At 65.3% G+C, this 22,970-nt stretch carries 22 protein-coding genes; 9 read left to right on the top strand and 13 right to left on the bottom strand.

Annotated elements, in window-relative coordinates; all coding sequences use genetic code 11:
• Window positions 1–10: 10 nt before the first annotated feature.
• Window positions 11–148, bottom strand: a complete 138-nt coding sequence (locus tag K9B35_RS20245) for a hypothetical protein (RefSeq protein ID WP_224919953.1) — start codon at window positions 146–148, stop codon at window positions 11–13.
• Here K9B35_RS20245 and K9B35_RS01045 point away from each other — a divergent pair.
• The 7 genes from K9B35_RS01045 to K9B35_RS01015 all read left to right on the top strand — a co-directional run bounded on the left by K9B35_RS01045 (window position 122) and on the right by K9B35_RS01015 (window position 6,145).
• Window positions 122–643: a TetR/AcrR family transcriptional regulator gene (locus K9B35_RS01045; RefSeq protein ID WP_224920486.1), complete on the top strand. Its 522-nt coding sequence runs from the start codon at window positions 122–124 to the stop codon at window positions 641–643. The genes K9B35_RS20245 and K9B35_RS01045 overlap by 27 nt on opposite strands.
• 525 nt (window positions 644–1,168) lie before the next feature.
• Window positions 1,169–2,389 (top strand): nucleotidyltransferase family protein, encoded by a 1,221-nt coding sequence (locus K9B35_RS01040; protein WP_318245944.1) that lies wholly within the window; start codon window positions 1,169–1,171, stop codon window positions 2,387–2,389.
• Window positions 2,390–2,405: 16 nt separating this feature from the next.
• On the top strand, window positions 2,406–3,368 hold the full coding sequence (locus K9B35_RS01035) for a hypothetical protein (RefSeq protein WP_224919951.1): 963 nt from the start codon (window positions 2,406–2,408) through the stop codon (window positions 3,366–3,368).
• A gap of 9 nt (window positions 3,369–3,377) precedes the next feature.
• The gene (locus tag K9B35_RS01030; protein WP_224919950.1) at window positions 3,378–4,433 is read left to right on the top strand and encodes a 50S ribosomal protein L11 methyltransferase; all 1,056 of its coding nucleotides are present in this window, start codon (window positions 3,378–3,380) and stop codon (window positions 4,431–4,433) included.
• Between the two features lie 52 nt (window positions 4,434–4,485).
• Window positions 4,486–4,635, top strand: coding sequence for a hypothetical protein (locus K9B35_RS01025; protein WP_224919949.1), 150 nt, complete (start codon window positions 4,486–4,488; stop codon window positions 4,633–4,635).
• 62 nt (window positions 4,636–4,697) lie between these two features.
• Window positions 4,698–5,549, top strand: a complete 852-nt coding sequence (locus K9B35_RS01020; RefSeq protein WP_224919948.1) for a Stf0 family sulfotransferase — start codon at window positions 4,698–4,700, stop codon at window positions 5,547–5,549.
• Window positions 5,546–6,145: a 2OG-Fe(II) oxygenase gene (locus tag K9B35_RS01015; RefSeq protein ID WP_224919947.1), complete on the top strand. Its 600-nt coding sequence runs from the start codon at window positions 5,546–5,548 to the stop codon at window positions 6,143–6,145. Before K9B35_RS01020 ends, K9B35_RS01015 begins: the two co-directional genes overlap by 4 nt.
• Window positions 6,146–6,154: 9 nt before the next feature.
• Here the strand turns inward: K9B35_RS01015 and K9B35_RS01010 are convergent, their stop codons facing one another.
• The 3 genes from K9B35_RS01010 to K9B35_RS01000 are packed head-to-tail and all read right to left on the bottom strand — an operon-like array spanning window position 6,155 to window position 8,623.
• Window positions 6,155–6,445 (bottom strand): PqqD family protein, encoded by a 291-nt coding sequence (locus tag K9B35_RS01010; protein WP_224919946.1) that lies wholly within the window; start codon window positions 6,443–6,445, stop codon window positions 6,155–6,157.
• Window positions 6,446–6,451: 6 nt separating this feature from the next.
• On the bottom strand, window positions 6,452–8,356 hold the full coding sequence (locus K9B35_RS01005) for an asparagine synthetase B family protein (RefSeq protein ID WP_224919945.1): 1,905 nt from the start codon (window positions 8,354–8,356) through the stop codon (window positions 6,452–6,454).
• 9 nt (window positions 8,357–8,365) lie between these two features.
• Window positions 8,366–8,623 carry an HPr-rel-A system PqqD family peptide chaperone gene (locus K9B35_RS01000; RefSeq protein ID WP_224919944.1) on the bottom strand — a complete coding sequence of 86 codons (258 nt, stop codon included), beginning with the start codon at window positions 8,621–8,623 and terminating at the stop codon, window positions 8,366–8,368.
• Between the two features lie 69 nt (window positions 8,624–8,692).
• Between K9B35_RS01000 and K9B35_RS00995 the strand changes: the two genes are divergently transcribed.
• A complete protein-coding gene (locus tag K9B35_RS00995; RefSeq protein ID WP_224919943.1) occupies window positions 8,693–9,031 on the top strand; it encodes a hypothetical protein in 339 nt (112 codons plus the stop codon).
• A 456-nt stretch (window positions 9,032–9,487) separates the two neighbouring features.
• On the opposite strand, the gene K9B35_RS00990 is transcribed toward K9B35_RS00995, so the two are convergent.
• The 5 genes from K9B35_RS00990 to K9B35_RS00970 are packed head-to-tail and all read right to left on the bottom strand — an operon-like array spanning window position 9,488 to window position 14,658.
• Entirely contained in the window at window positions 9,488–10,183 is a 696-nt protein-coding gene (locus tag K9B35_RS00990; RefSeq protein ID WP_224919942.1) for a response regulator, read from the bottom strand.
• An 8-nt stretch (window positions 10,184–10,191) separates the two neighbouring features.
• Window positions 10,192–10,803 (bottom strand): potassium-transporting ATPase subunit KdpC, encoded by a 612-nt coding sequence (kdpC, locus tag K9B35_RS00985; RefSeq protein WP_224919941.1) that lies wholly within the window; start codon window positions 10,801–10,803, stop codon window positions 10,192–10,194.
• 10 nt (window positions 10,804–10,813) lie between these two features.
• Window positions 10,814–12,841, bottom strand: coding sequence for a potassium-transporting ATPase subunit KdpB (kdpB, locus tag K9B35_RS00980; protein WP_224919940.1), 2,028 nt, complete (start codon window positions 12,839–12,841; stop codon window positions 10,814–10,816).
• A 10-nt stretch (window positions 12,842–12,851) separates the two neighbouring features.
• Entirely contained in the window at window positions 12,852–14,555 is a 1,704-nt protein-coding gene (gene kdpA, locus K9B35_RS00975) for a potassium-transporting ATPase subunit KdpA (protein ID WP_224919939.1), read from the bottom strand.
• Window positions 14,556–14,568: 13 nt separating this feature from the next.
• Complete coding sequence (locus K9B35_RS00970; protein ID WP_224919938.1) at window positions 14,569–14,658, bottom strand: potassium-transporting ATPase subunit F; 90 nt, start codon at window positions 14,656–14,658, stop codon at window positions 14,569–14,571.
• A gap of 316 nt (window positions 14,659–14,974) precedes the next feature.
• On the opposite strand from K9B35_RS00970, the gene K9B35_RS00965 reads away from it, so the two are divergent.
• Window positions 14,975–17,641 (top strand): sensor histidine kinase, encoded by a 2,667-nt coding sequence (locus K9B35_RS00965; RefSeq protein WP_224919937.1) that lies wholly within the window; start codon window positions 14,975–14,977, stop codon window positions 17,639–17,641.
• 349 nt (window positions 17,642–17,990) lie between these two features.
• Here K9B35_RS00965 and K9B35_RS00960 read toward each other — a convergent pair whose 3' ends face one another.
• The 4 genes from K9B35_RS00960 to K9B35_RS00945 are packed head-to-tail and all read right to left on the bottom strand — an operon-like array spanning window position 17,991 to window position 22,777.
• Complete coding sequence (locus tag K9B35_RS00960; RefSeq protein WP_224919936.1) at window positions 17,991–19,355, bottom strand: efflux transporter outer membrane subunit; 1,365 nt, start codon at window positions 19,353–19,355, stop codon at window positions 17,991–17,993.
• Window positions 19,356–19,360: 5 nt separating this feature from the next.
• Window positions 19,361–20,476: an HlyD family secretion protein gene (locus K9B35_RS00955; protein ID WP_224919935.1), complete on the bottom strand. Its 1,116-nt coding sequence runs from the start codon at window positions 20,474–20,476 to the stop codon at window positions 19,361–19,363.
• The gene (locus K9B35_RS00950) at window positions 20,473–22,158 is read right to left on the bottom strand and encodes an MFS transporter (protein WP_224919934.1); all 1,686 of its coding nucleotides are present in this window, start codon (window positions 22,156–22,158) and stop codon (window positions 20,473–20,475) included. Before K9B35_RS00950 ends, K9B35_RS00955 begins: the two co-directional genes overlap by 4 nt.
• Entirely contained in the window at window positions 22,151–22,777 is a 627-nt protein-coding gene (locus K9B35_RS00945; RefSeq protein ID WP_224919933.1) for a TetR/AcrR family transcriptional regulator, read from the bottom strand. The genes K9B35_RS00950 and K9B35_RS00945 overlap by 8 nt, the downstream gene beginning before the upstream one ends.
• Window positions 22,778–22,970: the final 193 nt, after the last annotated feature.

Here is a 22,970-nt window from a genome sequence, read left to right as displayed (position 1 = left end):
GTTCACTCTGTCAAGCAAAACCCTTACGCGTGCGCAACGCTCGATCGATCCCGTCAAGCGACAGGCAATCCTCGACGCCGCCACCCGATCCTTTTTCGCGCACGGCTTTGCTGCGACTGCGATCGAGCAGATCGCGGTCGCGGCGCATGTGTCGAAGGTCACGATCTACAATCAGTTCGGGGACAAACGCGGCCTGTTTGCGGCCGCAGTGGAGCGCGAATGCGCCCGGATGGGGGAGCATTTCAGCATAGCGCCAATGCCGGGCCTGGCGCTGCGCGACCGCCTCGAAGCGATCGGCAAGGCGATGATGGACTTCATGTCGCGTCCCGAGATGGTCCAGTTTGATCGCCGCATCGCCGCCGAAACGGAGCTGAACCCCGCGATCGGAGCGGCGTTTTTAGAGGCAGGGCCGCGCCAGATGCTGCGTGCCTTCACTGCCCTTTTGTGTGCGCTACGCGATGCTGGCGAAATTACCGTGGAAGACCCGGAGATGGCTGCGGAACAGTTCGTCGCAATGTGCAAGGGGCTGGGCGACCTCGAGCGCCACTTTGGCTGCGAGAATGATACGGTCCGCAATCAGAGTCGGATCGCGGCGGCAGTCGATACGTTCTGCCGCGCTTATGGCACTGCGCGGGGGGGCTAACGCACCAGCGGCACTACCGTTGTTCCAAGTTAGCACTGCGCACGCCGCGGATCATCGAAGCCTTCATCATGAGGGAAATCCACTCCTGGGTCGCCGATCCTCCGGCCGGATGACTGGCTTTAGGGCGCGAAGATCGAGACCGGGGTTCGCGCCCTCGACCTCGGGCCAGTCGAAGTCTGGGATTCTGATGGCAAAAGGCGGCGCTGAACCGGTGATCCATCACGGGCATTCAACGCCAGTTGGTTGACGGTCCGCAGATAAGAAGATGTGGAAAAACGAATTTCAATGGCCGATTTGAGGATGCTCTGATCGGCAGCTGATACCCAACCCAGCTCGACAGATTTTGGGCCGACTATCGGACGGGCCGCTTTTCAAGTTCAAAAGCACAAATGCGGTCGCACCGCGGCGTTAGGACGTCGGTCGGGGCTGTCATGACTTGCCCGCGGTGAGCCACTGAGTGGCGCCGAGCTCACACGCGCGCTAGGCTGCAAAAGGACGGGTAGTTAGCGGCCGTCACAGGGGCAAATGATGTTTGTGTTCGCGGCTCGGCCTCGAGAAGCTGAAGAAGCTCCCCTACCGAAATTCTCGCCAGAGTTGCGCTTCGTCTTCGCAGCGGCGCGGATCGTGGGAATGGGCGACATTGCGAGGACGCAGTTGCAACGTGCTGGGGCACAAGTTCGTCACTGGGACATCGTGCATCGCGGCATCGCACATCACGGTCTGATCGGCCTGGCCGTTCCCGCGCTGCTGCGAACCGGGGCCCTTCCCTCCCCCGTCCTCGCAACCCTCCATACGGAGCATGCTGCGCATGTGGTGGGGGTAATGCAAAGGCTACGCGAGTTGGTGCGGATCAATCAGGCGCTGGATGTCGCGGGCATCCGGCACCTTTTCATCAAGGGCATTGCGCTGTCGGTTCAGCTCCATGGCGACCCGCTCGCGCGCGGCGGGCGGGACATCGACGTGCTGATCGAGCGGGCGCGGACGAGAGATGCCGAAGGGATTTTGCGCGAGCTGGGCTATGAACTGCCGATCCATGCGTCGCCCGCCGATCCGAACGCGACCGAGCCCCCGAAGGAAAGCGGCTGGGTGCATCGCGAGAGCCGCATCCTGGTTGAGCTGCATGATCGGCTGTGCGACAATCACACGCTCCTGCCGTGGGACTTCGAGATGCTCTGGGCGGAGCGTGAGACGGTGATGATCGCCGGGATAGCGGTGCCGACAATGGCCCGGCGACGGCTGCCGGTCTATCTCGCGGTCCACGGTATCCGACATGGGTGGCAGCGACTGTTGTGGCTGGTAGATCTGGCGGCGGTGCTCGACCACCACGCAGCGTGGGACGACGTCCTCGATGATGCGGCCCCGCTCGGGCTGGATGGGACGATGCTCCATGTCGCCTGGGCACTGCACCATTGGCTGGCGCGACCGGTGCCCCCCGAGGTGCTGGCGCGCGCACGGCGACGCATCGACGTGCGGCTGCTTAACCGGCTCGTCGCGCGCTTCCATGACGGACCGCAATGGTATGAGGCACAACCACGCAATTCTGTGCGCCGCTTCATCGCCGGAAGCGTGTGGAGCCGGGCGATCACTTATGTGATGAAGCCAACGCGCGCCTTCTGGGGCCGTCAGCTTGCCTTCGACCTCAGTTCACCGCAGGATCGTGCCGCATTCGCGCTACCCGCTCGGCTCGACTGGATGTATCCGCTGATCCGCCCGTTCGGCTGGGCGATCCGCCGCCTGCGATCGTGAGCCCAGACAGAGAAACGTGACCCATTTCTACAGCTTTGGTGGCCTTCTGGTCCGATCCTCGATCGTGTTGCCCAGCCTGGTTCCCGCCGAGGCAGCGGATGGCGGCTGGGCCGGTGACCTCGACCTGCGCGTCGAGGTCGGCATGCCCGTGGAACATGACGTCGTCAGCTACGAATGGCGCAACGGCTATCGCATGCGGATCGGCGAGAAAGACGGCCGCTGGCTGATCCGCTCGCGCTTCGACGGCAGCTTCCTGATCGACCGCGACGGGCGCGTGATGACCCTAGTCGTGGACGCGATGCCGCCCGATCCGGCGGCAATCGAAGTACTGCTCCGGCGCGTCCTTACGCGCGTGCCGATGCTGCAAGGCGCGATCGCGGTCCATGCCGCATCACTGATGCAGGACGGCGGCGGGATGCTGCTGGTGGGGCAGTCGGGTGCGGGCAAGTCGACGCTTTGCGCCGCGCTGACGGTTCAGAGCGGCTGGCAGATCCTGGGCGACGATACGGCCTTGCTGTGGACCCCGGCCAAACCGATGCTGGGCGCGGGGGCCAAAACCGTGTGCCTGTGGCCGGAATCACGCGATGGACTGGCGCTATCGTCCGACGATAGCGTCCCGCTCGCCAGCGCCACCGGCAAGGGGCGCTCGCCGGTCGCAGCAAGCGATCCGCCGCCATTGGTGCCGCTGCGCGCACTTGTGTTCCTTGACCGGCGTGCGGAGGTGTCCGAACCACGCCTCGAACGTCTGGATGTTGCAGAGGCGATGACGCTGATTGTTCCGCAGATTATCCACTTCAATCCGAGCGGCACGAGCGTTCAGGAACGTATTCACGCAGTATTGGGGCTACGCGACGTGATACAGAACCGTCCCGCCTGGCGGCTGGTCTATCCCAGCGACTATGCCGCATTGCCAAACGTCGAGGCGCTGCTCCGCCCGCTGCTGACAGACGATGGTTGCGCGACGGCCGTAGTCAGCTAACCGTGGACGATGACTGATCGCATAGCCGCGCTTTCTGCCCTGTTGCCCAAGGCATCGGACAACCCCCGAGCACTCATCGCGATCGCCCGTCATATGATCGCGGCAGGCGACCGGGTCCGCGCAATCGCACTGGCGGAACAGGTTCATGCGATGACCGGCGGTCGTGGAGAGGCGGGCATCACCGCCGCCGAGATCCTTAGCGATGGCGTGTTCAGCTGGCACTTCCTGATCCCGCGCGATCGCCAACGCAACGACGCCTATGAACAGGCGCTGCTTCGCGCGATCAGACCCGGTTGCCGGGTGCTGGAAATCGGCACCGGCACTGGCCTGCTCGCGATGATGGCGGCGCGTGCGGGCGCGACGGTGGTGACCTGCGAGGCCGATCCGACCATCGCCTCGGCGGCGCGCGACGTGGTTGCGGCGAACGGCTACGCCGACCGTATAACAGTGGTGAACAAGCATTCGACCGACCTCGATCCGACCCGCGACATGGGCGGGCTGGCCGACATTCTGGTGTCGGAGATCGTCAGCAACGACCTGTTGAGCGAAGGCGTACTCGCTGCCCATGAGCATGCGGTCGCACGGTTGCTTGCCCCCAATGGCGTGGTCATTCCCCTGCGCGGCACGATCCGCGTTGCACTCGCCCGCGACCTGCGCGACCGCGCGCCGCGCCTCGGCGAAGTGAGCGGGTTCGATCTCGGCGCGTTCAACCGCCTCGCCGCGCCCTATGAGATGATCCGCGTCGGCATGGATCAGGTGGCGCTGTGCAGCGACCCGGTCGATTTGTTCAGCTTCGACTTCGCCACTGCCGTTCCACGCAAGCCCGAGCGACGCGAATTCGACATCGCGTCGCAGGGTGGGCAGGTCGATGGGCTCGTCCAATGGATCGCGCTCGAGATGGATCGGGTCGGGCGGTACGAGAATCGCCCGGAATCGGGAACTGCGTCTTGTTGGGGCGCGCTACTGTGGCGGTTCCCTGAGCCGCTGGAGACGCAGGCGGGTGAACTGGTCAAGGTCGGCGGCGCGCATGAGCGAGACCGCGTACGCTTATGGGCAGCGAATTGAACCGATCATGGTTCGGTGGTAAACGAATAGCTTCATCAAAAGGTGGGTATTCATGGAACAGCTTCCGCAGAACGAGCAGACCGTCGCTCCGGCAGAGGCCGAAGAGTGGGTGAAGCCCGAGATTGCCAGCTTCCTCCCTGCCAAGGCGGCGGAGGGTGTTTCCTATCGCCCGACCGACGGCATGAGCAATCTGACGCCCTGATTGATGCCGCCCCGCGCGGATATAACGCGGCGTAAAGGGAAGTTGACTGGCTGCACCGCGGGATGACGCAAATCTCCGATCGCGCTTCCGCCGTTGCGCCCTATGATCTGGCATCGGCAGCCCATGATTATCCCGATTGGGACGGGCCGCCCCTGCGCACCGTCCTGCTGTGCACCCATCCGCGATCGGGCAGCACCCTCCTCGGCGAAGCTCTCTATTTTGCCGGCGGGCTGGGCTGCCCGCTCGAATATTTCCATGCCGGGTTTCGCCCGTCGTTCGCACGGCGGTGGGATGCTCCCGACTTCGACAGCTTGAGCGCAGCAATCCGCCGCCATCGCACCGCGCCCGACGGGACGCTGGGGGTGAAGCTGTTCTGGCGCGACATCGAGGAGATCGCGCGCGACGCGGACCCCGAGCTTGAGCGCTTCGCCAATGTGCCGCCATCTGATGTTCCAGCAGATTATTATGGCGTGCTGGCGGGCCATGTCGCGCGGCTGTTTCCGAACCCCGCGTTCGTCCATCTGTGGCGGGAAGACAAGTTGCGCCAGGCGGTGTCAGCGGTGCTCGCGATTGAGACCGGGCGCTGGCGATCGATCCCCGGTGCGACGCAGGATGACGCGCCCGCCGCTGCGCCGTTCGATATCGAACGGATCGAACGCATCATGAGCTATTCGGATTTCTGTCACGGCCATTTCCGCAACCTGTTCGCGGCGATGGCTGTGCGCCCGCTCAGCCTGACCTATGAGGCGCTGACCGCCGATTATGCCGCCACGGTCTGCGCGGTGTTGCGCCATCTGGGCAGCGATGCGGAGCCGCAGACGCCTCGGATGCGACGCCAGGCGGATGGCGCGAGTGAGGCGATGGTGCTACGCTATTTGCGCGAGCGCGCGATGCCGGTGCGGTCGACGGGATGACCGCGCCGACCCTGCCGCACCTACGCATCGTCGACTTTCTTGACGTCCTCACGCATGCCGCGCTGCTCGACTGGGCGCTCGCAAATGAAGCACGGTTTACGCCCGCCCGCCTGAACGGCGGCACAGTCAATCCCGAACTCCGGCGCGCGCTGACGCTACGCGACCTTGGCCCGCTTGCGGCGGCGCTCGACGCCCGGCTGCGCGAACAAGCACCGCGCTGGATCGCCGCGCTCCGCTCCACCGCGTTCGCCATCAGCGAAGTCGAGCTGGAGTTGGCAGCGCACAACGACGGCGCTCACTTCACGCTCCATACCGATACCTATGCCAGCAGCGAAATCGCGCGGGGTGACCGGATGTTGAGCGCAGTCTATTATTTCCACCGCCAGCCGAAGGGGTTTGAGGGCGGCGCCCTGCGGCTCCATCGCCTCGGCGCGGCACCCGGCGATGCCGGGCTCGACCTCGCGCCAGACGACAACAGCCTGGTGGTTTTCCCGTCATGGGGTCCGCATGAGGTGATGCCAGTCAAGTGCGCGTCCGGCGCGTTCGCGGATTCCCGTTTCGCGGTGAATTGCTGGATCTACCGCGCGAGAAGCTGAAGCTCGATCCTATTCGGCTTCGAGCACACCGCGCTCGATCAGATCGGCAACAAACTCGGTCACGTCGCTGCGGCAGGTGTCGACATCAACCTTGTAGCTGGCCGCCATGCGATCGGTCAGCGCGCCCAGCGTCTGCGGCTCCTCAACGAATGCCCAGATCTTCGCACCGGTGCGGTTGAGCTGGAAGAAATAGCCCGAATCGATGTCGAGCAGGATCGCGTCGTCGGCCACGTCGGCGCCGACTACCGCAGCCTTGCGACGCAGCATCGTCGTCTCGTTGATCGCTACCGGCTGCACCATTATCGCTTACCCTTTGAGCCCGAAGGCATGCTCCAGCCACATGTCGGTGGCAAGCGTGAACCAGACGGGGCCCCATGCGGTTTCGGGGATCGGCCCCTGCCCACCGGCTTGCCGCCACGCCTCGAACGGCGCGTGCATCGCCGCGATCTTTTCCGGCACCACCCAGCCGAGCTTGACCGCCGTCAACTCATGTACCGGCTTCTGCCGCAACAACGCGCCGATCGCGTCGACCTGATGCGACACGAAATAGGATTTGGTTCGGCGCTGGCGAATCTTCTCGGGCAGCGTGCCCTTCATTGCCTCGCGCAGCAGGAATTTGCGCGTATTGAACTTGCGCAAATGCTCGCCGCCTGCGCCCATGAAAAAGCTGGTGAGCCGCCGGTCGTGCAGCGGGTGGCGCACCTCGACCCCGTGATTTTCGGCAAAGGCGAGGACACTGTCGACCATCGTGTAGCGCCGTCCAAGCGAGAAGACGCTGTAGCGCGACTGCTGGTCCATACCGCGCAAGCCGGTGCGTTCGATCTTCTGCTGCCAGCGATCGACCAGCCCGATCCGCTCCATCCATTCGGGCCGGACCCAGTCGGGCCGGTCGAGGCGGAAGTCGAGATGCGGGGTCAGCAACGCCTCGCGATGCTTGCGGCTGGCGAGTGGCAGCACCGTGCTGTGCAGCGTGCGTCGCGCCTGCACATGCCAGGGCGAGTTGGGCCACAGCTCCGCACCATGGCGGAACAGCTTTCCCCAGCGCCCGGCCATGAAGCGATCAGGCCAGTGCGCCAGCGAACCGTTGAGCCAGTCGTCGCCGCCCTCGCCGGTCCACAGCACGCGCCGCCCATCGGCCTTGAGCGCCTTGAGCACCCCGCCCATCGAGTCGAGCACATTGGGCCGCACCGGCAGCTGGTAGGAGTCGGCGCACCATTGCCGTGCAACGTCGGGATCAAAGCGCCGCGCGCCGACCACCTCGGCGGCGATGCCAAGATGCGCCTCGACCGCGCTGCTCCATTCGGTCTCGTCATGCGGCTCGCCGGGAAAGCGCGCGGAGATCGCGCCGACAGGATGATCGAGCTTGCCCGCGCGGAATAACTCGGTCGAGCGGCAGACGATTGATGAGGAATCAAGCCCGCCGGATAGCTGGGCCGTTACCGGCCCGACGCTGCGGCTGGTCGCGACAAGCGATTGGTCGAGCAGGTGATTGAGCCGCTCGACATGCTCCTCGAGCGACCGGTTCGAGAGATCCTCGAATGGCCCGCCATGCCAGTTCCAGCGCGACACGCGGCCATTCTCAAAGGCGATCGCGCCCCCCTGCGGCACGCGCTCGATCCCGGCCCACAAGGTATCGGTTTCCGATACAAAGCGCGCAGACAGATACTCGCCGATCGCGCCCTCGTTGAGTTTGCGCTCGAACCCCAGCCCCAGGATCAGCGCGCGCGGCTCGGTCGCGAAGCCAAAGGTAATGCCGTCATACGCCCACAAAAACGGCCGCCACCCCATCGGCGAGCGGAACAGATCGAGCCGGCGCTTGCGCGGCTGCCACGCGGCAATCGCATAGTCGCCGACCAGCCGATGAACGAACTCACGCCCCTCCAGCTCGAACAGCTTGAGCGCGATCAACCCGTCGGGTGCGTCGGCCAGCCGAGCGCCGTCCGTACCCAGCAGCGCGAGCAACGCGCTGCGATTGTCGAGCCGCCCGTCGAGCAGCAGTGCGATCTGTGACTCCGCGCCGGTAAAGGGCTGGGTCTCACCGCGCGCTTGCGGGGTCGTCGCATGCGCAAATCGGACAAAGCCCGCGCGGTCGTCATGCCAGGTCTGGACCCCGTCAAAGCCGCGGCTGAAGGTCGATCCGGCGACGCGGTCGAGCAGTTCCGGCCCGATCGGCCGCGCGTCGGTAAAGATCGCACCTGCAATCCCGCTCATGCCGCAAGCTTACGCATCGACCAGCAGCCCGAGCTGGAGCGCGTTGGCGACGAATGCATCGACATCAGCCTGCATCACATCCACCGCGATGCCGAACCGCGCGGCGAGGTCTGCCGCTATCCGGGCGACCGGCGTTTCTGCAGCGATCGCCGACCAGATCACAGCCGCCGAAGGGTTCAAGACATGATATCGCCCATCCCGCGTGTCATAAATGGCCAGTTCGCCGGGAACGGGCGGCCAGTAGAGTTCCAGGGCGGGGCGGATCATGGCGCGTGGTCGCACGAGTTCGCCTCCACCTTCAAGTGCGACCGGCAATGGGCAGGCTGTGTCACAGCTATGATCGACTGGAAAAATGAACGTGGCGAGAGGCGAAGGCGACCGGACCGCTCTGTCCTTGCTCGTGCCGCCCTTCGCGGCGGTCGCTTTTTCGTAGCCAGGGCGGCTGTGCTCACGACGGAATGCGAGCGGCGCGAGCTTGCGACCCGGATTCTCTATGCCAATCTCGCGCTCGCCGGGCGGATCGGCCTCGATGCCCGCAATTCCGAACGCTTCCGGCGCGCTGTGGTAGCGGCCGAACCGGTCGACGATCAGCGCGCTGAAATCACTGGGCGGCTCAAGATGCTCAACCGCCGGGATGAGCGGCGCAACGGCGGCTTAAATGCACCGGGCATCTGACCGCTTGCCGGTCTTTCGCTCGGGTTTGGGGATTCTTGGCGCGATATCGGACAGCATTTTGCCAAACTCCCGCACTGACCAGATGTCGTGGGTCAGTGCTGGCTTCTTGTTGGTTCAGTCGTTTTTGAACCAACAAATTGGCAGTAATCGCGGTGCACTGCAGGCCAGCCCTGGGATCCGGGACGGCCGTCAAGTGGTTGTAAATTTTCCTTGTTTTGGCAGACAAAGGCGTTTTGAGGGGCCTTGGAACACCCTCGGGAATGGCAATCGTCGGAGAGACAGGATTCGAACCCGAAATACCTGCCTCCTCAACCCACGGATTTCTGCGGGTTTCGCGGGATCACATGGCTCTTGAGAATCGGTTTTGTGTAAGTGTCCAGTGCGATCTGGAAGCGACCGATTCGCGCCCCAATTGCAGTCATTGGGCCGGCTACTTGATCAGCTCGAAAGCGGTCACTAGCGAAAGGTTGTCTTGAGCCTGTATCCAATTCCCGGTTCGTTCTGAATTAGCACGGGTCTTGCCGGGTCGGCCTCCAGCTTCTGCCGGAGGTTGCGGACGACAATCCGCAGATAATCGACCCGCGTCGCATGTGCCGGACCCCAAACTGTTTGCAACAACTGTGTGTGGCTAATCACGCGGTCGGGACGACGCGCAAGTTCGGCGAGAAGTTCATATTCCTTGGGCGACAGATGCACTTCCTCGCCGGCGCGTCGAACGCGGCGGTGCGCCAGATCGATCTCGATCTCGCCGATGGCTACCAGCTCACGGTCGGCGCTGCTTGCAAGGCGATGGCGCAGCGCGGTGCGGATACGCGCGAGCAGCTCCTCTGTGTCGAATGGCTTGGTCAGGTAATCGTCGGCACCCAGGTCGAGCGCGGCGACCTTTTCAGTTACATCTTCGCGCGCGGAGACAACCAGCAGCGTGGCGGTCGAGCGCGCCTTGATCGGCTGGATGAGTTCGATCCCGTCGCGGTCGGGCAGCCCGAGGTCGAGCAACACCGCGTCGGGCTTTTCGATGTCGAGAAGAGACAGCCCCTCTCGCGCGGTGCTCGCCTCTACCGCCACATGCCCCGCGCGCTGGAGGGCGGCGCGGAGCAGGCGGCGGATATGGACGTCATCCTCGATGACGAGAACCTTGGTCGATAGCGACATGGTTCCTGTTACGGCCGAGGCGCGGTCCGGTCGAGAGCCGTTACCCGGGGAACCGCGTCGAGCGCGCGATTGAGCGCGAGGACATTGATCCGGTTCTCCCCGAGCAAGCCGAACATCGGCGCTTCGATGTGACGGCGGACCAGCGCCTCGACCGTCGCGCGCTTGATGCTGCGCGCGGCGGCGACGCGAACGACTTGGGACAATGCCGCTTCGGGGCTGATATGGGGGTCGAGCCCCGAAGCGGAGGTCGTCACCAGATCGGCAGGGACCGATTGTCCTGGTGAAGTCCGGTGGGCGTCGGCATCGGCCTTCACGCGATCGACCAAAGCCTGCGACGTGGGGCCAAGGTTCGAGCCGGCCGAGGCGGCGGCGTCATAGCCATCGGCACCGGCGGCAGAGGGGCGGCCGTGGAAATAGCCGTCGCCGGTGAACTTCTGGCCGAGCAGTTCGGAGCCAATCACCCGATCGCCTTCGCGGATCAGGCTGCCATTGGCCTGGTGTGGGAAGGCCATCTGAGCAATTCCGGTGATCAGCGCGGGATAGGCGAGGCCGAGCAGGAGCGCGAACAGTGCGGTAAGCACGAATGCGGGGCGCAGAGCGGTTTTGAGGTCGGTGAGCATAGGGAGATCCTCAGGCGAGGTTGAGGCCGGTGACGGCCATGTCGATGAGCTTGATGCCGATGAACGGCGCGACGAGACCGCCCAGGCCGTAAATGGCGAGATTGCGCCCGAGCAGTGGACCCGCGGCCATCGGCGTGTAGGTGACGCCCTTGAGCGCCAGTGGAACGAGGCAGGGGATGATCAGCGCGTTGAAGATGATCGCCGACAGAATCGCGCTTTCGGGCGAGCCGAGCCCCATCACGTTGAGCACGCCAAGTCCCGGATAGAGCGCGACGAACATCGCCGGAATGATCGCGAAATATTTCGCGACATCGTTGGCGACCGAAAACGTCGTCAGCGCACCGCGGGTCATCAGCAGCTGTTTGCCCAAGCCGACAATCTCAATCAGCTTGGTCGGATCGCTGTCGAGATCGACCATATTGCCCGCCTCGCGCGCGGCCTGTGTCCCGGTATTCATCGCCACGCCGACATCGCTCTGCGCGAGCGCGGGCGCGTCGTTGGTCCCATCGCCACACATCGCGACCAGCTTGCCTCCCGCCTGTTCCTTGCGGATCAGCGCCAGCTTGTCCTCCGGCGTCGCCTCGGCGAGGAAGTCGTCGACCCCGGCTTCGGCGGCGATTGCTGCGGCGGTGAGCGGGTTGTCGCCGGTGATCATCACCGTGCGGATGCCCATGCGGCGCAGTTCGGCGAAGCGTTCTCGCACCCCGGCCTTGATCACGTCCTTGAGCGCGACCGCACCAAGTAGCCTGCCATTCCTTGCGACCGCGAGCGGGGTCATGCCGGCGCGGGCGATCTCGTCGGTCGCCTTGCGCAGCTCTGCCGCAGCAGGCGTGTCGCCAAGGCCGGGATTGGCGCGCAGCACCGAATCCACCGCCCCCTTCTGGATCAGGCCTTCGGCGATCTTCACGCCCGAAATGCGGGTCTGCGCGGTGAACGGGATGACCTCGGCTTCGGCGGGCAGGCTGGGCACCGACACGCCGAACTTCTCGCGCGCCAGGACCACGACCGATCGGCCCTCGGGCGTCTCGTCGGCGAGGCTGGCGAGCAGAGCAGCGTGAGCGAGATCCTCGACCGCAACGCCGCTCAGTGGACGGAACTCGCTCGCCTGACGATCGCCGATGGTGATCGTCCCGGTCTTGTCGAGCAGCAGCACGTCGATATCGCCCGCCGCCTCGACCGCACGCCCCGATTTGGCGAGCACATTGAACCGCACCAGCCGGTCCATGCCGGCAATGCCGATCGCCGACAGCAGCGCCGCGATGGTCGTCGGGATCAGGGTAATCAGCAGCGCCGCGAGGATCGCGACCGGGATGCTCCCGCCGGCATAGCTGGCAAAGCCCGGAATCGTCGCAACCGCGATCAGGAAGATGATGGTCAGTCCGACCAGCAGGATCGTCAACGCGATCTCGTTCGGCGTCTTCTGCCGCTCCGCGCCCTCGACCAGCGCGATCATGCGATCGAGAAAGCCCTGACCAGGCTCCTGAGTGACCCGCACCTTGATGCGGTCAGAGATGACGCGCGTGCCCGCCGTCACCGCCGAACGATCGCCGCCCGCCTCGCGGATCACCGGCGCGCTCTCGCCGGTGATCGCACTTTCGTTGACCGACGCGACGCCCTCCACCACTTCGCCATCGGCGGGGATCAGGTCGCCCATCTCGACCAGCACCAGATCGCCCTTGGCGAGCAGCGACGCGCCGACCAGCCCCCAGGCGTCACCGACACCGATCAGGCGCTTGGCCTGAAGCTCGGCCTTGGTCGCGCGCAGCGAGGCTGCCTGCGCACGGCCACGCCCCTCAGCCAGTGCCTCGGCAAAGGTGCCGAACAACACGGTCAGCCACAGCCACACGATCAGCTGGATCTGGAAAGGGATGGCGAGGTTTTCGCCACCGATCCCGAGCAGCACGGTCAGGAGCAGCGCCACGACTGCGGTGACGAACATCACCGGGTTGCGGATCAGCTCGCGCGGATCGAGCTTCTTGAATGCATCGCCGATCGCAGGGAGGATCAGGTCAGCGGTGAACATGGATTTGGTAGTCATCGTTCGGCACTCAGAACAGCTGGCCGTGGACCATCGCGATATGATCGGCGATGGGTCCAAGCGCGAGCGAGGGGAGGAAGGTCAAGCCGCCCAGGATCAGGATGATCCCGACAAGCAGGCCAACCCACAGCGCACCGGTGGTCGGGAACGAGCCCGCGGTTTCCGGCGTGTATTTCTTGGAAGCGAGGCTGCCCGCGATGGCGAGCACCGGCACGATCACGAAGAACCGGCCAAGCCACATCGCGACCCCGAGCAGCGCGTTATAGAAGGGCGTGCCCGAGGTGATCCCGGCAAAGGCGGAGCCGTTGTTTCCGGTCGCGGAGGTGAAGGCGTAGACGATCTCCGTAAAGCCATGCGGTCCCTTGTTGAGCGGCCCGGCCAGCCCGTCGGGCAGCACGGCGGCGAGGGCGGAGAAGCCAAGGATCGACAGCGGCAGGATCGCGATGGCGAGCACCGCGAGCTTGACCTCCCGGCTTTCGATCTTCTTGCCGACATATTCCGGCGTGCGCCCGACCATCAGCCCCGCAACGAACACGGCGAGGATCGCGAAGAGCAGGAAGCCATAGATACCCGCGCCGACGCCGCCGATTACGACTTCACCCAGCTGCATGTTGAACAACGGGATCATGCCGCCGAGCGGGGTGAAGCTGTCGTGCATCGCATTGACCGCGCCGCACGAAGCCGCAGTCGTGACGACCGAGAACAGCGCGCTCGCGGCGATGCCGAAGCGGACTTCCTTGCCCTCCATATTGCCGCCGGGAACGCCAAGCGCGTGGAAATGGGGGTTACCGGCGGCTTCGGCCCAATAGGTGACGCCTGCGCCAACCGTGAACAGGATCAGCATCGCGGTGAGGATCGCCCAGCCCTGACGCGTGTTGCCGACCGCCTTGCCAAAGGTCCAGGTCAGCCCCGCGCCGATCGCGAAGATCGACAGCATCTGGACGAGATTGGTCAGCGCATTGGGGTTCTCGAACGGATGCGCGCTGTTGGCGTTGAAGAATCCGCCGCCATTGGTGCCGAGCATCTTGATCGCCTCCTGCGAGGCAACCGGGCCGAGCGCGATCGACTGTTTGACGCCCTCAAGGCCGGTCGCATCGACCAGGCTGGCAAAGGTCTGCGGCACGCCATTGGCAACGAGGAACAGCGCATAGACGATGCACAGCGGCAGCAGCAGGTAGAGCGTCACGCGGGTGAGATCGGCCCAGAAATTGCCGAGCCCGCTCACTTGCCGCCGCGCAAAGCCGCGGAACAGCGCAAAGGCGATGGCGATGCCGGTCGCCGCCGACAGGAAGTTATGGATCGTCAGCCCCAGCATCTGGCTGAGGTTCGACAGCGCGACCTCGCCCGAATACCATTGCCAGTTGGTGTTGGTGGTGAAGCTGATCGCGGTGTTCATCGCGCCATCGGCGGTGAGCCCGGCCAACCCGCGCGGGTTCATCGGCAGCACGCCCTGAAGCCGCAGCACCGCATAGGTGAACAGCAGCAGCGCGAGGTTGAAGATCAGCAGGTGCAGCGCGTAGCGGCGCCAGCTCTGCTCGACGGTCGGATCGATCCCTGCGAGCTTGTAGAAGCCGCGCTCGATCGGACCCAGCACCGCGTGCAGCGGCGTGCGGCGGCCTTCATACAATGCGAACAGCCACAGCCCCATCGGCTTGGCGAGCGCCGCGACCAGCGCGACGAAAAGGAGGATCAACCCCCATCCCTGGACGGTCATAGGATCTGGACTTTCAGAACTTCTCGGGCCGGACGAGCACGGCGGCGAGGTAGATGAGCAAGGCGAGCGCGGTGATGCCGGCGAGCGTCAGGTGAAGGCTCATCTCAGGCCTCGTCACACAGGCGCAAATAGGCGAGCGTCGCAAGGAACAGGCCGCCGAGCACGGCGAGCCAGATGACATCAGGCATGGGGGGCGGACTCCGAATGGTTTCGGAGGGTCAATTAGGCGCTGAACGCATTAAGGTTCGCCGGTGAATGCAGGCGCGGGGCATTAAGAATGCATATAGATCGCGATGGTCGCTGGACTTTCGGTCCGGCTTCCCCAACCCGTTTGCCCTGAGCCTATCGAAGGGCTGTTCCACGCGCTGTGTGGGACGGGGCTTCGACAGGATCAGCCCAAACGGACGATCTGGTTGACGATGACGGACTCGACACGCCCCTCCCCCGACGCCCTGTTGCGTGCCGCAAAGCGCGAGCAACGCGGGCGCCTCAAAATCTTCCTCGGCGCTGCCCCCGGCGTCGGCAAGACGTTCGAAATGCTGCGCGAGGGCGCAGAGCGGCTGCGCGCCGGCACCGATGTCGTCGTCGCGGTGGTCGAAACCCATGGCCGTGCGGAAACGCAGGCGCTGGCCGCGCCGTTCGAGGTAATCGCCCGCCGCGCCCTGCCCTATCGCGGGCATGAGCTGGAAGAGATGGACCTCGACGCGGTGCTGGCGCGTCGCCCGCAGCTCGCTTTGGTGGACGAATTTGCGCACACCAATGTCGAGGGCAGCCGCCATCCCAAGCGCTGGCAGGACGTGATGGAACTGCTCGACGCGGGCATCCATGTCTACACGACGCTCAACGTCCAGCATGTCGAAAGCCTCAACGACGTCGTCGCGAGCTTCACGAAGGTGCGCGTGCGCGAGACGGTGCCCGACAGCGTGTTCGACGGTGCCGAGATTGAGGTCGTTGATCTGCCCCCCGACGAGCTGATCGAGCGGCTTAAGGACGGCAAGGTCTATGTCCCCGCCGAAGCCTCCCGCGCGCTCGGCCATTTCTTCTCCAAGCCTAACCTGTCGGCGCTGCGCGAGATGGCGCTGCGCCGCGCCGCGCTGAGCGTCGATCAGGCGCTGCTCGAACATCTCGACGCCAGCGCTTTGCCCGGCACCTTTGCCGGGGGTGAGCGCGTGCTGGTCGCGATCAGCGAGCTGGCCGGGTCGGACGCGCTGGTGCGGGCGGCCAAGCGGCTCGCCGATGCGCTGCGCGCGCCGTGGCAGGCAGTCTATATCGAGACCCCGCGCGCCGAACGCTTCGGCGAAGAGGAACGTCGCCGCATCGCCAATACGCTCAGCCTTGCCGCGAGCCTTGGGGCGACCATCGCGACCGTCCCCGCTGCCAATGTCATCGAGGGGCTGACCACCCACGTTACCGGGATGCGTGCGACCCAGCTCGTGATCGGCAAGTCGGTGCGCAGCTGGTGGTTCGAACTACGTCATGGATCGGTCGTGAACGCGATGCTGCGCGCCGGAAACGGGCTGGCGGTGCATGTCATCCCAGCGACCGGAGAAACCGGATCAATGCGCTCTGCCAAGGCGGCTGGGCACGATTTATGGGGAGATCCGGGCGTCTACACGGTGATCGCAACAATGATTGGTGCGACGATCGGTGCCGGAAAGCTGGCGGAGCCGTGGATCGGGCTGGGCGGCGTCGATCTGATCTTTCTGCTGCCGGTAATTCTCGCTTCCGGGCGCTTTGGATTGCGACCGGGGCTGGCCACCGGACTGCTTGCCGGGCTGGCCTATAACTTCTTTTTCCTGCCTCCGATCCACACGTTCACCATTGCCGACCCGCAGAGCCTGCTGACGATGTTCGTGCTGATCGGGATCGCCGCGTTCACCGCCAACCTTGCGGGCAAGCTTAAGGCGCGCGCGACTTTGGGTGCACGCGGTGCGCAGGAGAATGCCGCGATCGCCGCGTTCGGTCAGGCGCTCGCGCGCGCATCGGATTGGGAAACGACCAGCACGATCATCTGTGACGAGGTATCGCGATTGCTCGACCTCAACGTCATCCTGCTCAATCGGCGCGTCGATGAGCTTTCGATCGTCGCAAGCTGCCCGGCGGCACGCGGCGAGCTGGGGCCGGTGAACCGCGCGGCCGCCGACTGGGCCTGGGACCGCGCCGAAGCGTCGGGTGTGGGAACCGCCACCCTCAATGCAGCCGACTGGCAGTTTCACCCGCTCAAGACCGCGCTCGGCGTGCTCGCCGTCATCGGCATCGCACGGCCGGACGGTCGCGATCCGGTGCGCGCCGACCGCGCGGTGCTGCTCCAGACCCTGCTTGGTCAGGCGGCGCTGGCGCACGAACGGTTGAAGCTGGAAGACGAGGTGCGCGAGGTCAGCCTCCTCAAAGAGCGCGACCGGCTCCGCGCGGCGCTGCTGTCATCGATCGGTCACGACCTGCGCACGCCATTAACGTCGGTCGCGACCGCGATCGAGGCGATCGCCATCGACCATCCTGGCACGCCGAGCCTACCGATCGCACGCATGGAGGTCGCTCGGCTGCGGCGCTTCCTCGACAATCTGATCGAGATGGTCCGCATCGATTCCGGCACGCTCGCGCTGCGCCCCGAGCCGATCGACCTGACCGACGCGATCGGCGGTGCGGTCCATGCCCTCAAGGATCTGTTCCGCGGTCGGCATATCGATCTCAAGGTGCCCGCAAATCTACCCTTCGTCAGCGCCGACCCGACGTTGCTTCACCACATATTGATCAACCTGCTGGCCAACGCGGCGCAGCATGGCAGCGAGCGCGGAACGATCACGATCCTTGGGCGCCGGACCCCTGATGCCGTCGAACTATCGATTCGGGATGAGGGACCCGGCCTTCCGATTGGTCAGGAAGCGCGGATATTCGAAACCTTTGCGCAGGGCCGTGGCAGCGACCGCCATGGCGGCAGCGGTCTTGGGCTTGCCATCGTGAAGGGCTTTGCCGACGCGATGGGCATCCGGGCATCGGCCGCGAACCATGAGCAGGGAGGTGCTGCATTCACGCTGCACTTTCCGAATCATCTTCTTGAGAGCGCTTCGCCCGTCAGCAACGTATAAGCTGGTCCAAGGCGCAGAGTGGTCCGCTTTCATGCGACCACCGACAAAACCTGCCATTCCTTTCTCGGCCCATTATCAGCCGTGCGCGCGATGAAATCGTTTATGTCCGCTTAGGCACGCCAGCCGCCCAAAATCTGCCAGTCCGCATGCGGCCGACAAGCAGTCAGGCTGCTGTGCCACAAGCCGCGGGACAGCAAAGCGGCCCATGACCGGTCATTCAATCATGATAATGACGATCCCGAAAGCGGTCATGGGCCAACCGTCCCCTCGGGCGATGTTAGAGGCCCGTCTGACGAAAGCCTGCCTCCCGTAACTTAAGCCGGGTCGTCCTGCGCGGGCGACCCGAACCCTATTCGGGCGCGCCCCCCACTGCCTGAAACAGCCCAACCATTGCCGTCAGTTTGTCCGCACGCGCCTGAACGAGCGAAAGTTCCACCCCGAGCAGTGCGCGCTGCGCATCGATCTGTTCGATGTGAGGCGTGTAGCCGGCACGGTACCGGTTCTGCGCGTGGCGCAAGGCGTCCGCGACCGCCTTTTGCTGCGCCATAAGCGCCACCTCCTGTTCGCGCAGATTTGTCATTACAGCCATCCGATCTTCGACCTCGCGAAAGGCGTTGAGCACCGCCGAGCGATAGTTCCAAGCGGCCTGATCGCGCTGCGCCGTCAGCCCGTCGAGCTGCGCCTGCAACCTGCCGCCCTGAAAGATTGGGGCAAGCACACTGCCGCCCAGCGACCAGACGCCGATCGGATTGGCGAGCAGGTCGGATAGCGCCACCCCGGAGCTCACCCCGAGGTTGATCGACGGCATGAACTCGGCGCGCGCCACGCGCATGCGAGCGTCGGCGGCGGCGATGGCATATTCCGCAGCGGCGATGTCGGGGCGACGCCGCAGCAGCTGCGACGGCAGCGTCGCCGGCGGCGCCGGCTGGCGCAGCTGGTCCAGCGTCCCGCCGCGCTCAATCGCGCCGGGCACCGCGCCGGTCAGAACGGATAGCGCATTTTCCTGTCGCGCAATCTGTGCCTTCAGCTGCGGGAGCAGTTGCACCGTCGCCTGATACTCCGCCTCTGCCTGACGCAATTCGAGCTGCGAGGTGTAGCCGACCTCCGCCCGGTCGCGCGCGAACTTGAGCGCCCGCGCCCGCGCGTCGCGCGTCGCTTCCAGCACCTCGAGACGCTTGTCGAGCGCGAGCAGGATGATGTAGCCTGTCGCAGTCGCGGCGGTCACCGACAGCCTGGCCGCTTCCGCGCTTGCCGCACTCGCCGCAACGCCGGCCTTGGCGGCGTCGACCCGCGCGGCGTTCTTGCCGAACAGGTCAAGCTCGTACGAAGCGCGAAAGGTCGGCTGCGCCACAACCGACTCCTGCGCCCGCCCGAAAGGCGAAACCTCGCGCCGCACCCCGCCGTCGAGGCCCGCCCCCACCGATGGCAGCAGATAACCACGCGATCCGAGCTCGGTCGCGCGAGCCTCATCGACGCGCGCGGCGGCGATCTGGACATCGGCATTGTTCAGCCGCGCCTGCTCGACCAGCCGGGTGAGCTGCGGATCACCGAACCCGTTCCACCAATCCGCCTCGACGGGCGCCGTCACGCCAAGCGTAGTGCGCCACTCGGTCGGGGGAACGACGGCGCTGCCCGGCGGCACCTGCTGCAAGGCCGGCGCGCAGGCGGACAGGGCGAGGACGGACAATGCCGCCAATGTCATGGACTTGCGCATGATCCTCATCCCTTCGTGTGAACCGTGGCGACGACGGACATCCCCGGCCCGAGCCGACGCGCCGCGTCCTGGCCCTTGTCGAGGATGATGCGCACCGCGATCCGCTGGGGCACCTTCACGAAATTCCCCGCGCCGGTGTCGGGCTTGACCAAGCTGAACTCGCTGCTCGCGGCCGGCGCGATGCTCTGGACGCGTCCGGTGAGGCGGATCCCGCCCAGCGCGTCGATCTCCAGCGTCGCGCGCTGGCCGACCGCCATTTTCGCGGTCTGCGTTTCCTTGAAATTGGCGACCACCCATAAATCGTCCGGCACGATGTACATCAGCTGGCTTCCGGGCGTGACGAGCTGACCGACGCGCGCGGTGACTTCACTGAGCCGACCCGAGCGCGCGGCCCGGATTTCGGTGCGCGACAGTTCGAAATCGGCAAGTCCCTTGGTTGCCTGTGCCCCGGCCACCTGTGCTTCGAGCGCGCCGCGCCCCACGGTCACCGATCGCACATTCTGCGCCGCGATTGCGCGCTGCGCCTGCGCCTGTCGCACGCCCGCCTGTGCCTGTTGCAGCGCTGCACGCGCCTGATCGCGTTCGCGCAGCGAGACCGATCCTTCGTCGACCAGTTCCGCGATCCGGTACATGTCCGCCTGCGCCTTCTGCAGTCCGGCACGCGCCGCCGCGACCGCCGCATCCTGAAGGTCAAGTTGCGCCTGTGCCGAGCGCAGGCTCTGCGCACTGTTGGCAAGCGTCGCGCGCTGCGCGGCGGTGTTGGCCGCGCCCTGCTGCACCTTCTCGCGGAACGGCGTGTCGTCGATCCGGGCGAGCAGATCGCCCTTCTCGACACGCTGAAAGTCGGTCACGGGCACGTCGACCAGATAACCGCCGACCTGCGGGCTGACGATGGTCGTCCGCCCCCGGACATAGGCGTTGTTCGTCGTCTGGTTTGCGCCGTCGAACGGCGGCAGCCCCCAGGCAAAGAGCGCCACCAGCGCGCCGATGACGATCGCGACCACCGCGATTGCAATGTTGCGGCGCGACCGGCCTGGCGCCCACCCCGTCTGTTGCTCGACCGCGGGCGCTTCGTCCTCACGGACGACGGCTTCGGGTCCGCTTTCAGCTTCTTTCGTCATTGCTTCGTCCCTGTGCGCATGGCCTCCATGAAGGCCAGTTCCTTGGCGAGCGGATTGCGCCCGCGAATCTTGTTGATGAGCCACGGCACCAGCAGCGCGACGAAGGTCAGCGCGGACAGCGTACCGATCACGAAAAACACGTCGTTGAACGCGAGCACGGCGGCTTCGCGACCCACCTCAGCCGAAATGCTCGCCGACGCCGCCTGCTGCCGCAGCGCCGGATCGAGCTGCACGGGTGCAACCCGCTGCGCGGCGTTGCTCAGCGCCTGCGCCAATGGTGCATTGCCCAGCGTAAGCGTGTTGCCGGCATCGATCAGATGGGTCTTGAGCCGGATCGTATGATAGGCGGACAGCAGCGAGATCCCCGCAAGCCCGCCCAACGACTGTGACAGCGAAAAGATCGCGATGAAGCTGACCACATAATTTTGTCCCGCCGCCAGCGCACGCAGCATGCCTTCCATCAGCAGCGGCCCCATCGCGAAGACGGCGGCGAAAGCGATGGCGGCCTGCGTCAGATACAAGTCCTGTGGTCGGCTCATCACGCCGGTGCGGGTATCGGCGAATGCGGCAAAGCAGATCAGCGCAACCGCCACCAGCACCGGCCGGGTCAAGTCGCGCGGGTCGAGCCGCGCTACCGACACCATCATCCCGCCAAAGGTCGCGCCGGTCAGCACCCAGAAGTAACCGACCAGCTGGTCATTGCCGAACCCCAGCGCGGCAAACATGCCGCTCGCGCCAAAACCCTGCTCGGCCACCAGAATGCGCACGGTCGCGCCGATCAGTGCCAGCCCCAGGATCGCCCGGCTCGACAACCAGCTCAGGTCGAGCATCGGGCTTTTGCGATTGGCTTCGATCAACAGGCAGCCGCCGATGCCAAGGATCGACAGGGCGAGCGCATAGCCGAGCCAGGGCGTGTCCCACCACTCGATGCGCCCCTGGATCAGAAAGGCGCACAGCGCCGAAACGCCGATCACGAACAGCGCAATACTGGGGATGTCGAGCGGTTCGAACGTCTTCTTGCGGATACCCGGCGGCAGCCGCAGCAACGTGACCAGCCCCAGACCCAGTAGCGACAGCGCAAACTGGAACTGGAACACGCGGCTCATGTCGCCATCGACCAGCAAAGCGGGGGAGAGCGCGCGGGTCAGCGGAAACGCGACCTGCGTAAGCCCCAGCGAAATGACCAGCCCTCCGACGCGCACCGCCGCGGGCAGCCCCTGCATCAGATAATAGATCGCCAGCGCCGACAGGCCGCTCGCGGTAATCCCGGCAACCGCCCGGCCGGCAAGCTCGGGATAATAGCCGGGCTGGATCATCTGCACGAAATTGGCCGCGACCAGGCCGACCATTGCCCAGCGCACGAACATCTGGATGCCGAATTCCTGCCGGACTCGGAAAAGCATCATGCTCATGGTCGCATAGGTCGAGTAGAAGGCGACTGTCAGCCATCCTGCCTCTGACGGGGTCAGTGCCAGTTGCGCCTGCAGCGCACCGGCATTGGCCAGCAGAAACCCGTTCTGCGCGCCGCCAAGCAGGCCCATGAAGATCCCGATGCCAAGATAGGCGATGCGCCGCCCGCGCGGGTGATCCGGATTGGCGGGCGACCCGGGCAAGATCGGCATCTCGTGCGGCTTGAACCTGTAACCGGCCGCATCATCGATCAGGACGGGACGTTCACTCACAACGCAGCGCCCCTTCGACCAGCGTCGCCTCCAGCGCCGCCGCGAACGCCGCATCGTCGGCGATTCCGTCGACCAGCAGCGTCAGCCGTTCGCGACGCGCGACCGCGCTGGCTGCGGCGTAGATAAAGTTGGCAACCCGAAACTGCAGGTGATCGGGAGCTCTGCCTACGCCATTGCCCGCCGCCGCGACGGCAAGATCGTAGAAATGGGAATGCAGCGGCGAGGACAGCTCATCCAGCAGCCAGCGTGACCGAGCGCTGTCGATCGTGATGTCGCGCAGCAACAGGCGCGGCACCTCGGGCCGCTCGAGCAGATAGGCGATGAGGGTCCGCATGGCATGCCGCAACCGTTCGACCGGGGCCCGGTCCGCCTCAGCCGCCTGCAGCGCCGCGTGCAGATCGCGCGCCGCCTGCGACACGATCGCCTTCCAGAGGCCCTCCTTGCCACCAAAGCGATAGGCGACCAGCGCCACATCGACCCCCGCATCGCCCGCGATCTCGCGCAGGCTCGTCGCGTCGTAACCCTGCGCCGCAAAGCGCAGCAGCGCCGACCGCGCGATCAGCGCGCTGGTATCGGTATCGGTTTCCTTCGGCCGTCCGCGGCCACGTCGCTCGCTCATCCACTGCTCCTTGCGCGACCAGATCGGTGTCCTGCGACCTTAATTCAATATCCGTTGAATAAATTCGCAATTGCGCGCTTCTGGCGGCGGCAAGACGAAAGCGCGCCTTGCACACGCGCTGTCCGCGCACGATCTCAAACCGTCGAGGAAAAACGTTCCGGTCGCGAAACTCATTGCGCGCTGACGGGTTCCC

Source organism: Sphingomonas sp. R647, from assembly GCF_020177055.1.
GTDB lineage: Bacteria > Pseudomonadota > Alphaproteobacteria > Sphingomonadales > Sphingomonadaceae > Sphingomonas.
The sequence above is the reverse complement of the archived record's forward strand: the minus strand, read 5'-3'. Positions and strand labels throughout refer to the sequence as shown.

Coding starts and splice junctions, on each gene's coding strand:
- K9B35_RS20245 (WP_224919953.1), bottom strand. CDS start 148: ATGCGCCGCGACCGCGATCTGCTCGATCGCAGTCGCAGCAAAGCCGTG.
- K9B35_RS01040 (WP_318245944.1), top strand. CDS start 1,169: ATGATGTTTGTGTTCGCGGCTCGGCCTCGAGAAGCTGAAGAAGCTCCC.
- K9B35_RS01030 (WP_224919950.1), top strand. CDS start 3,378: ATGACTGATCGCATAGCCGCGCTTTCTGCCCTGTTGCCCAAGGCATCG.
- K9B35_RS01025 (WP_224919949.1), top strand. CDS start 4,486: ATGGAACAGCTTCCGCAGAACGAGCAGACCGTCGCTCCGGCAGAGGCC.
- K9B35_RS01020 (WP_224919948.1), top strand. CDS start 4,698: ATGACGCAAATCTCCGATCGCGCTTCCGCCGTTGCGCCCTATGATCTG.
- K9B35_RS01015 (WP_224919947.1), top strand. CDS start 5,546: ATGACCGCGCCGACCCTGCCGCACCTACGCATCGTCGACTTTCTTGAC.
- K9B35_RS01010 (WP_224919946.1), bottom strand. CDS start 6,445: ATGGTGCAGCCGGTAGCGATCAACGAGACGACGATGCTGCGTCGCAAG.
- K9B35_RS01005 (WP_224919945.1), bottom strand. CDS start 8,356: ATGAGCGGGATTGCAGGTGCGATCTTTACCGACGCGCGGCCGATCGGG.
- K9B35_RS01000 (WP_224919944.1), bottom strand. CDS start 8,623: ATGATCCGCCCCGCCCTGGAACTCTACTGGCCGCCCGTTCCCGGCGAA.
- K9B35_RS00995 (WP_224919943.1), top strand. CDS start 8,693: ATGATCGACTGGAAAAATGAACGTGGCGAGAGGCGAAGGCGACCGGAC.
- K9B35_RS00990 (WP_224919942.1), bottom strand. CDS start 10,183: ATGTCGCTATCGACCAAGGTTCTCGTCATCGAGGATGACGTCCATATC.
- kdpC (WP_224919941.1), bottom strand. CDS start 10,803: ATGCTCACCGACCTCAAAACCGCTCTGCGCCCCGCATTCGTGCTTACC.
- kdpB (WP_224919940.1), bottom strand. CDS start 12,841: ATGACTACCAAATCCATGTTCACCGCTGACCTGATCCTCCCTGCGATC.
- kdpA (WP_224919939.1), bottom strand. CDS start 14,555: ATGACCGTCCAGGGATGGGGGTTGATCCTCCTTTTCGTCGCGCTGGTC.
- K9B35_RS00970 (WP_224919938.1), bottom strand. CDS start 14,658: ATGAGCCTTCACCTGACGCTCGCCGGCATCACCGCGCTCGCCTTGCTC.
- K9B35_RS00965 (WP_224919937.1), top strand. CDS start 14,975: ATGACGGACTCGACACGCCCCTCCCCCGACGCCCTGTTGCGTGCCGCA.
- K9B35_RS00960 (WP_224919936.1), bottom strand. CDS start 19,355: ATGCGCAAGTCCATGACATTGGCGGCATTGTCCGTCCTCGCCCTGTCC.
- K9B35_RS00955 (WP_224919935.1), bottom strand. CDS start 20,476: ATGACGAAAGAAGCTGAAAGCGGACCCGAAGCCGTCGTCCGTGAGGAC.
- K9B35_RS00945 (WP_224919933.1), bottom strand. CDS start 22,777: ATGAGCGAGCGACGTGGCCGCGGACGGCCGAAGGAAACCGATACCGAT.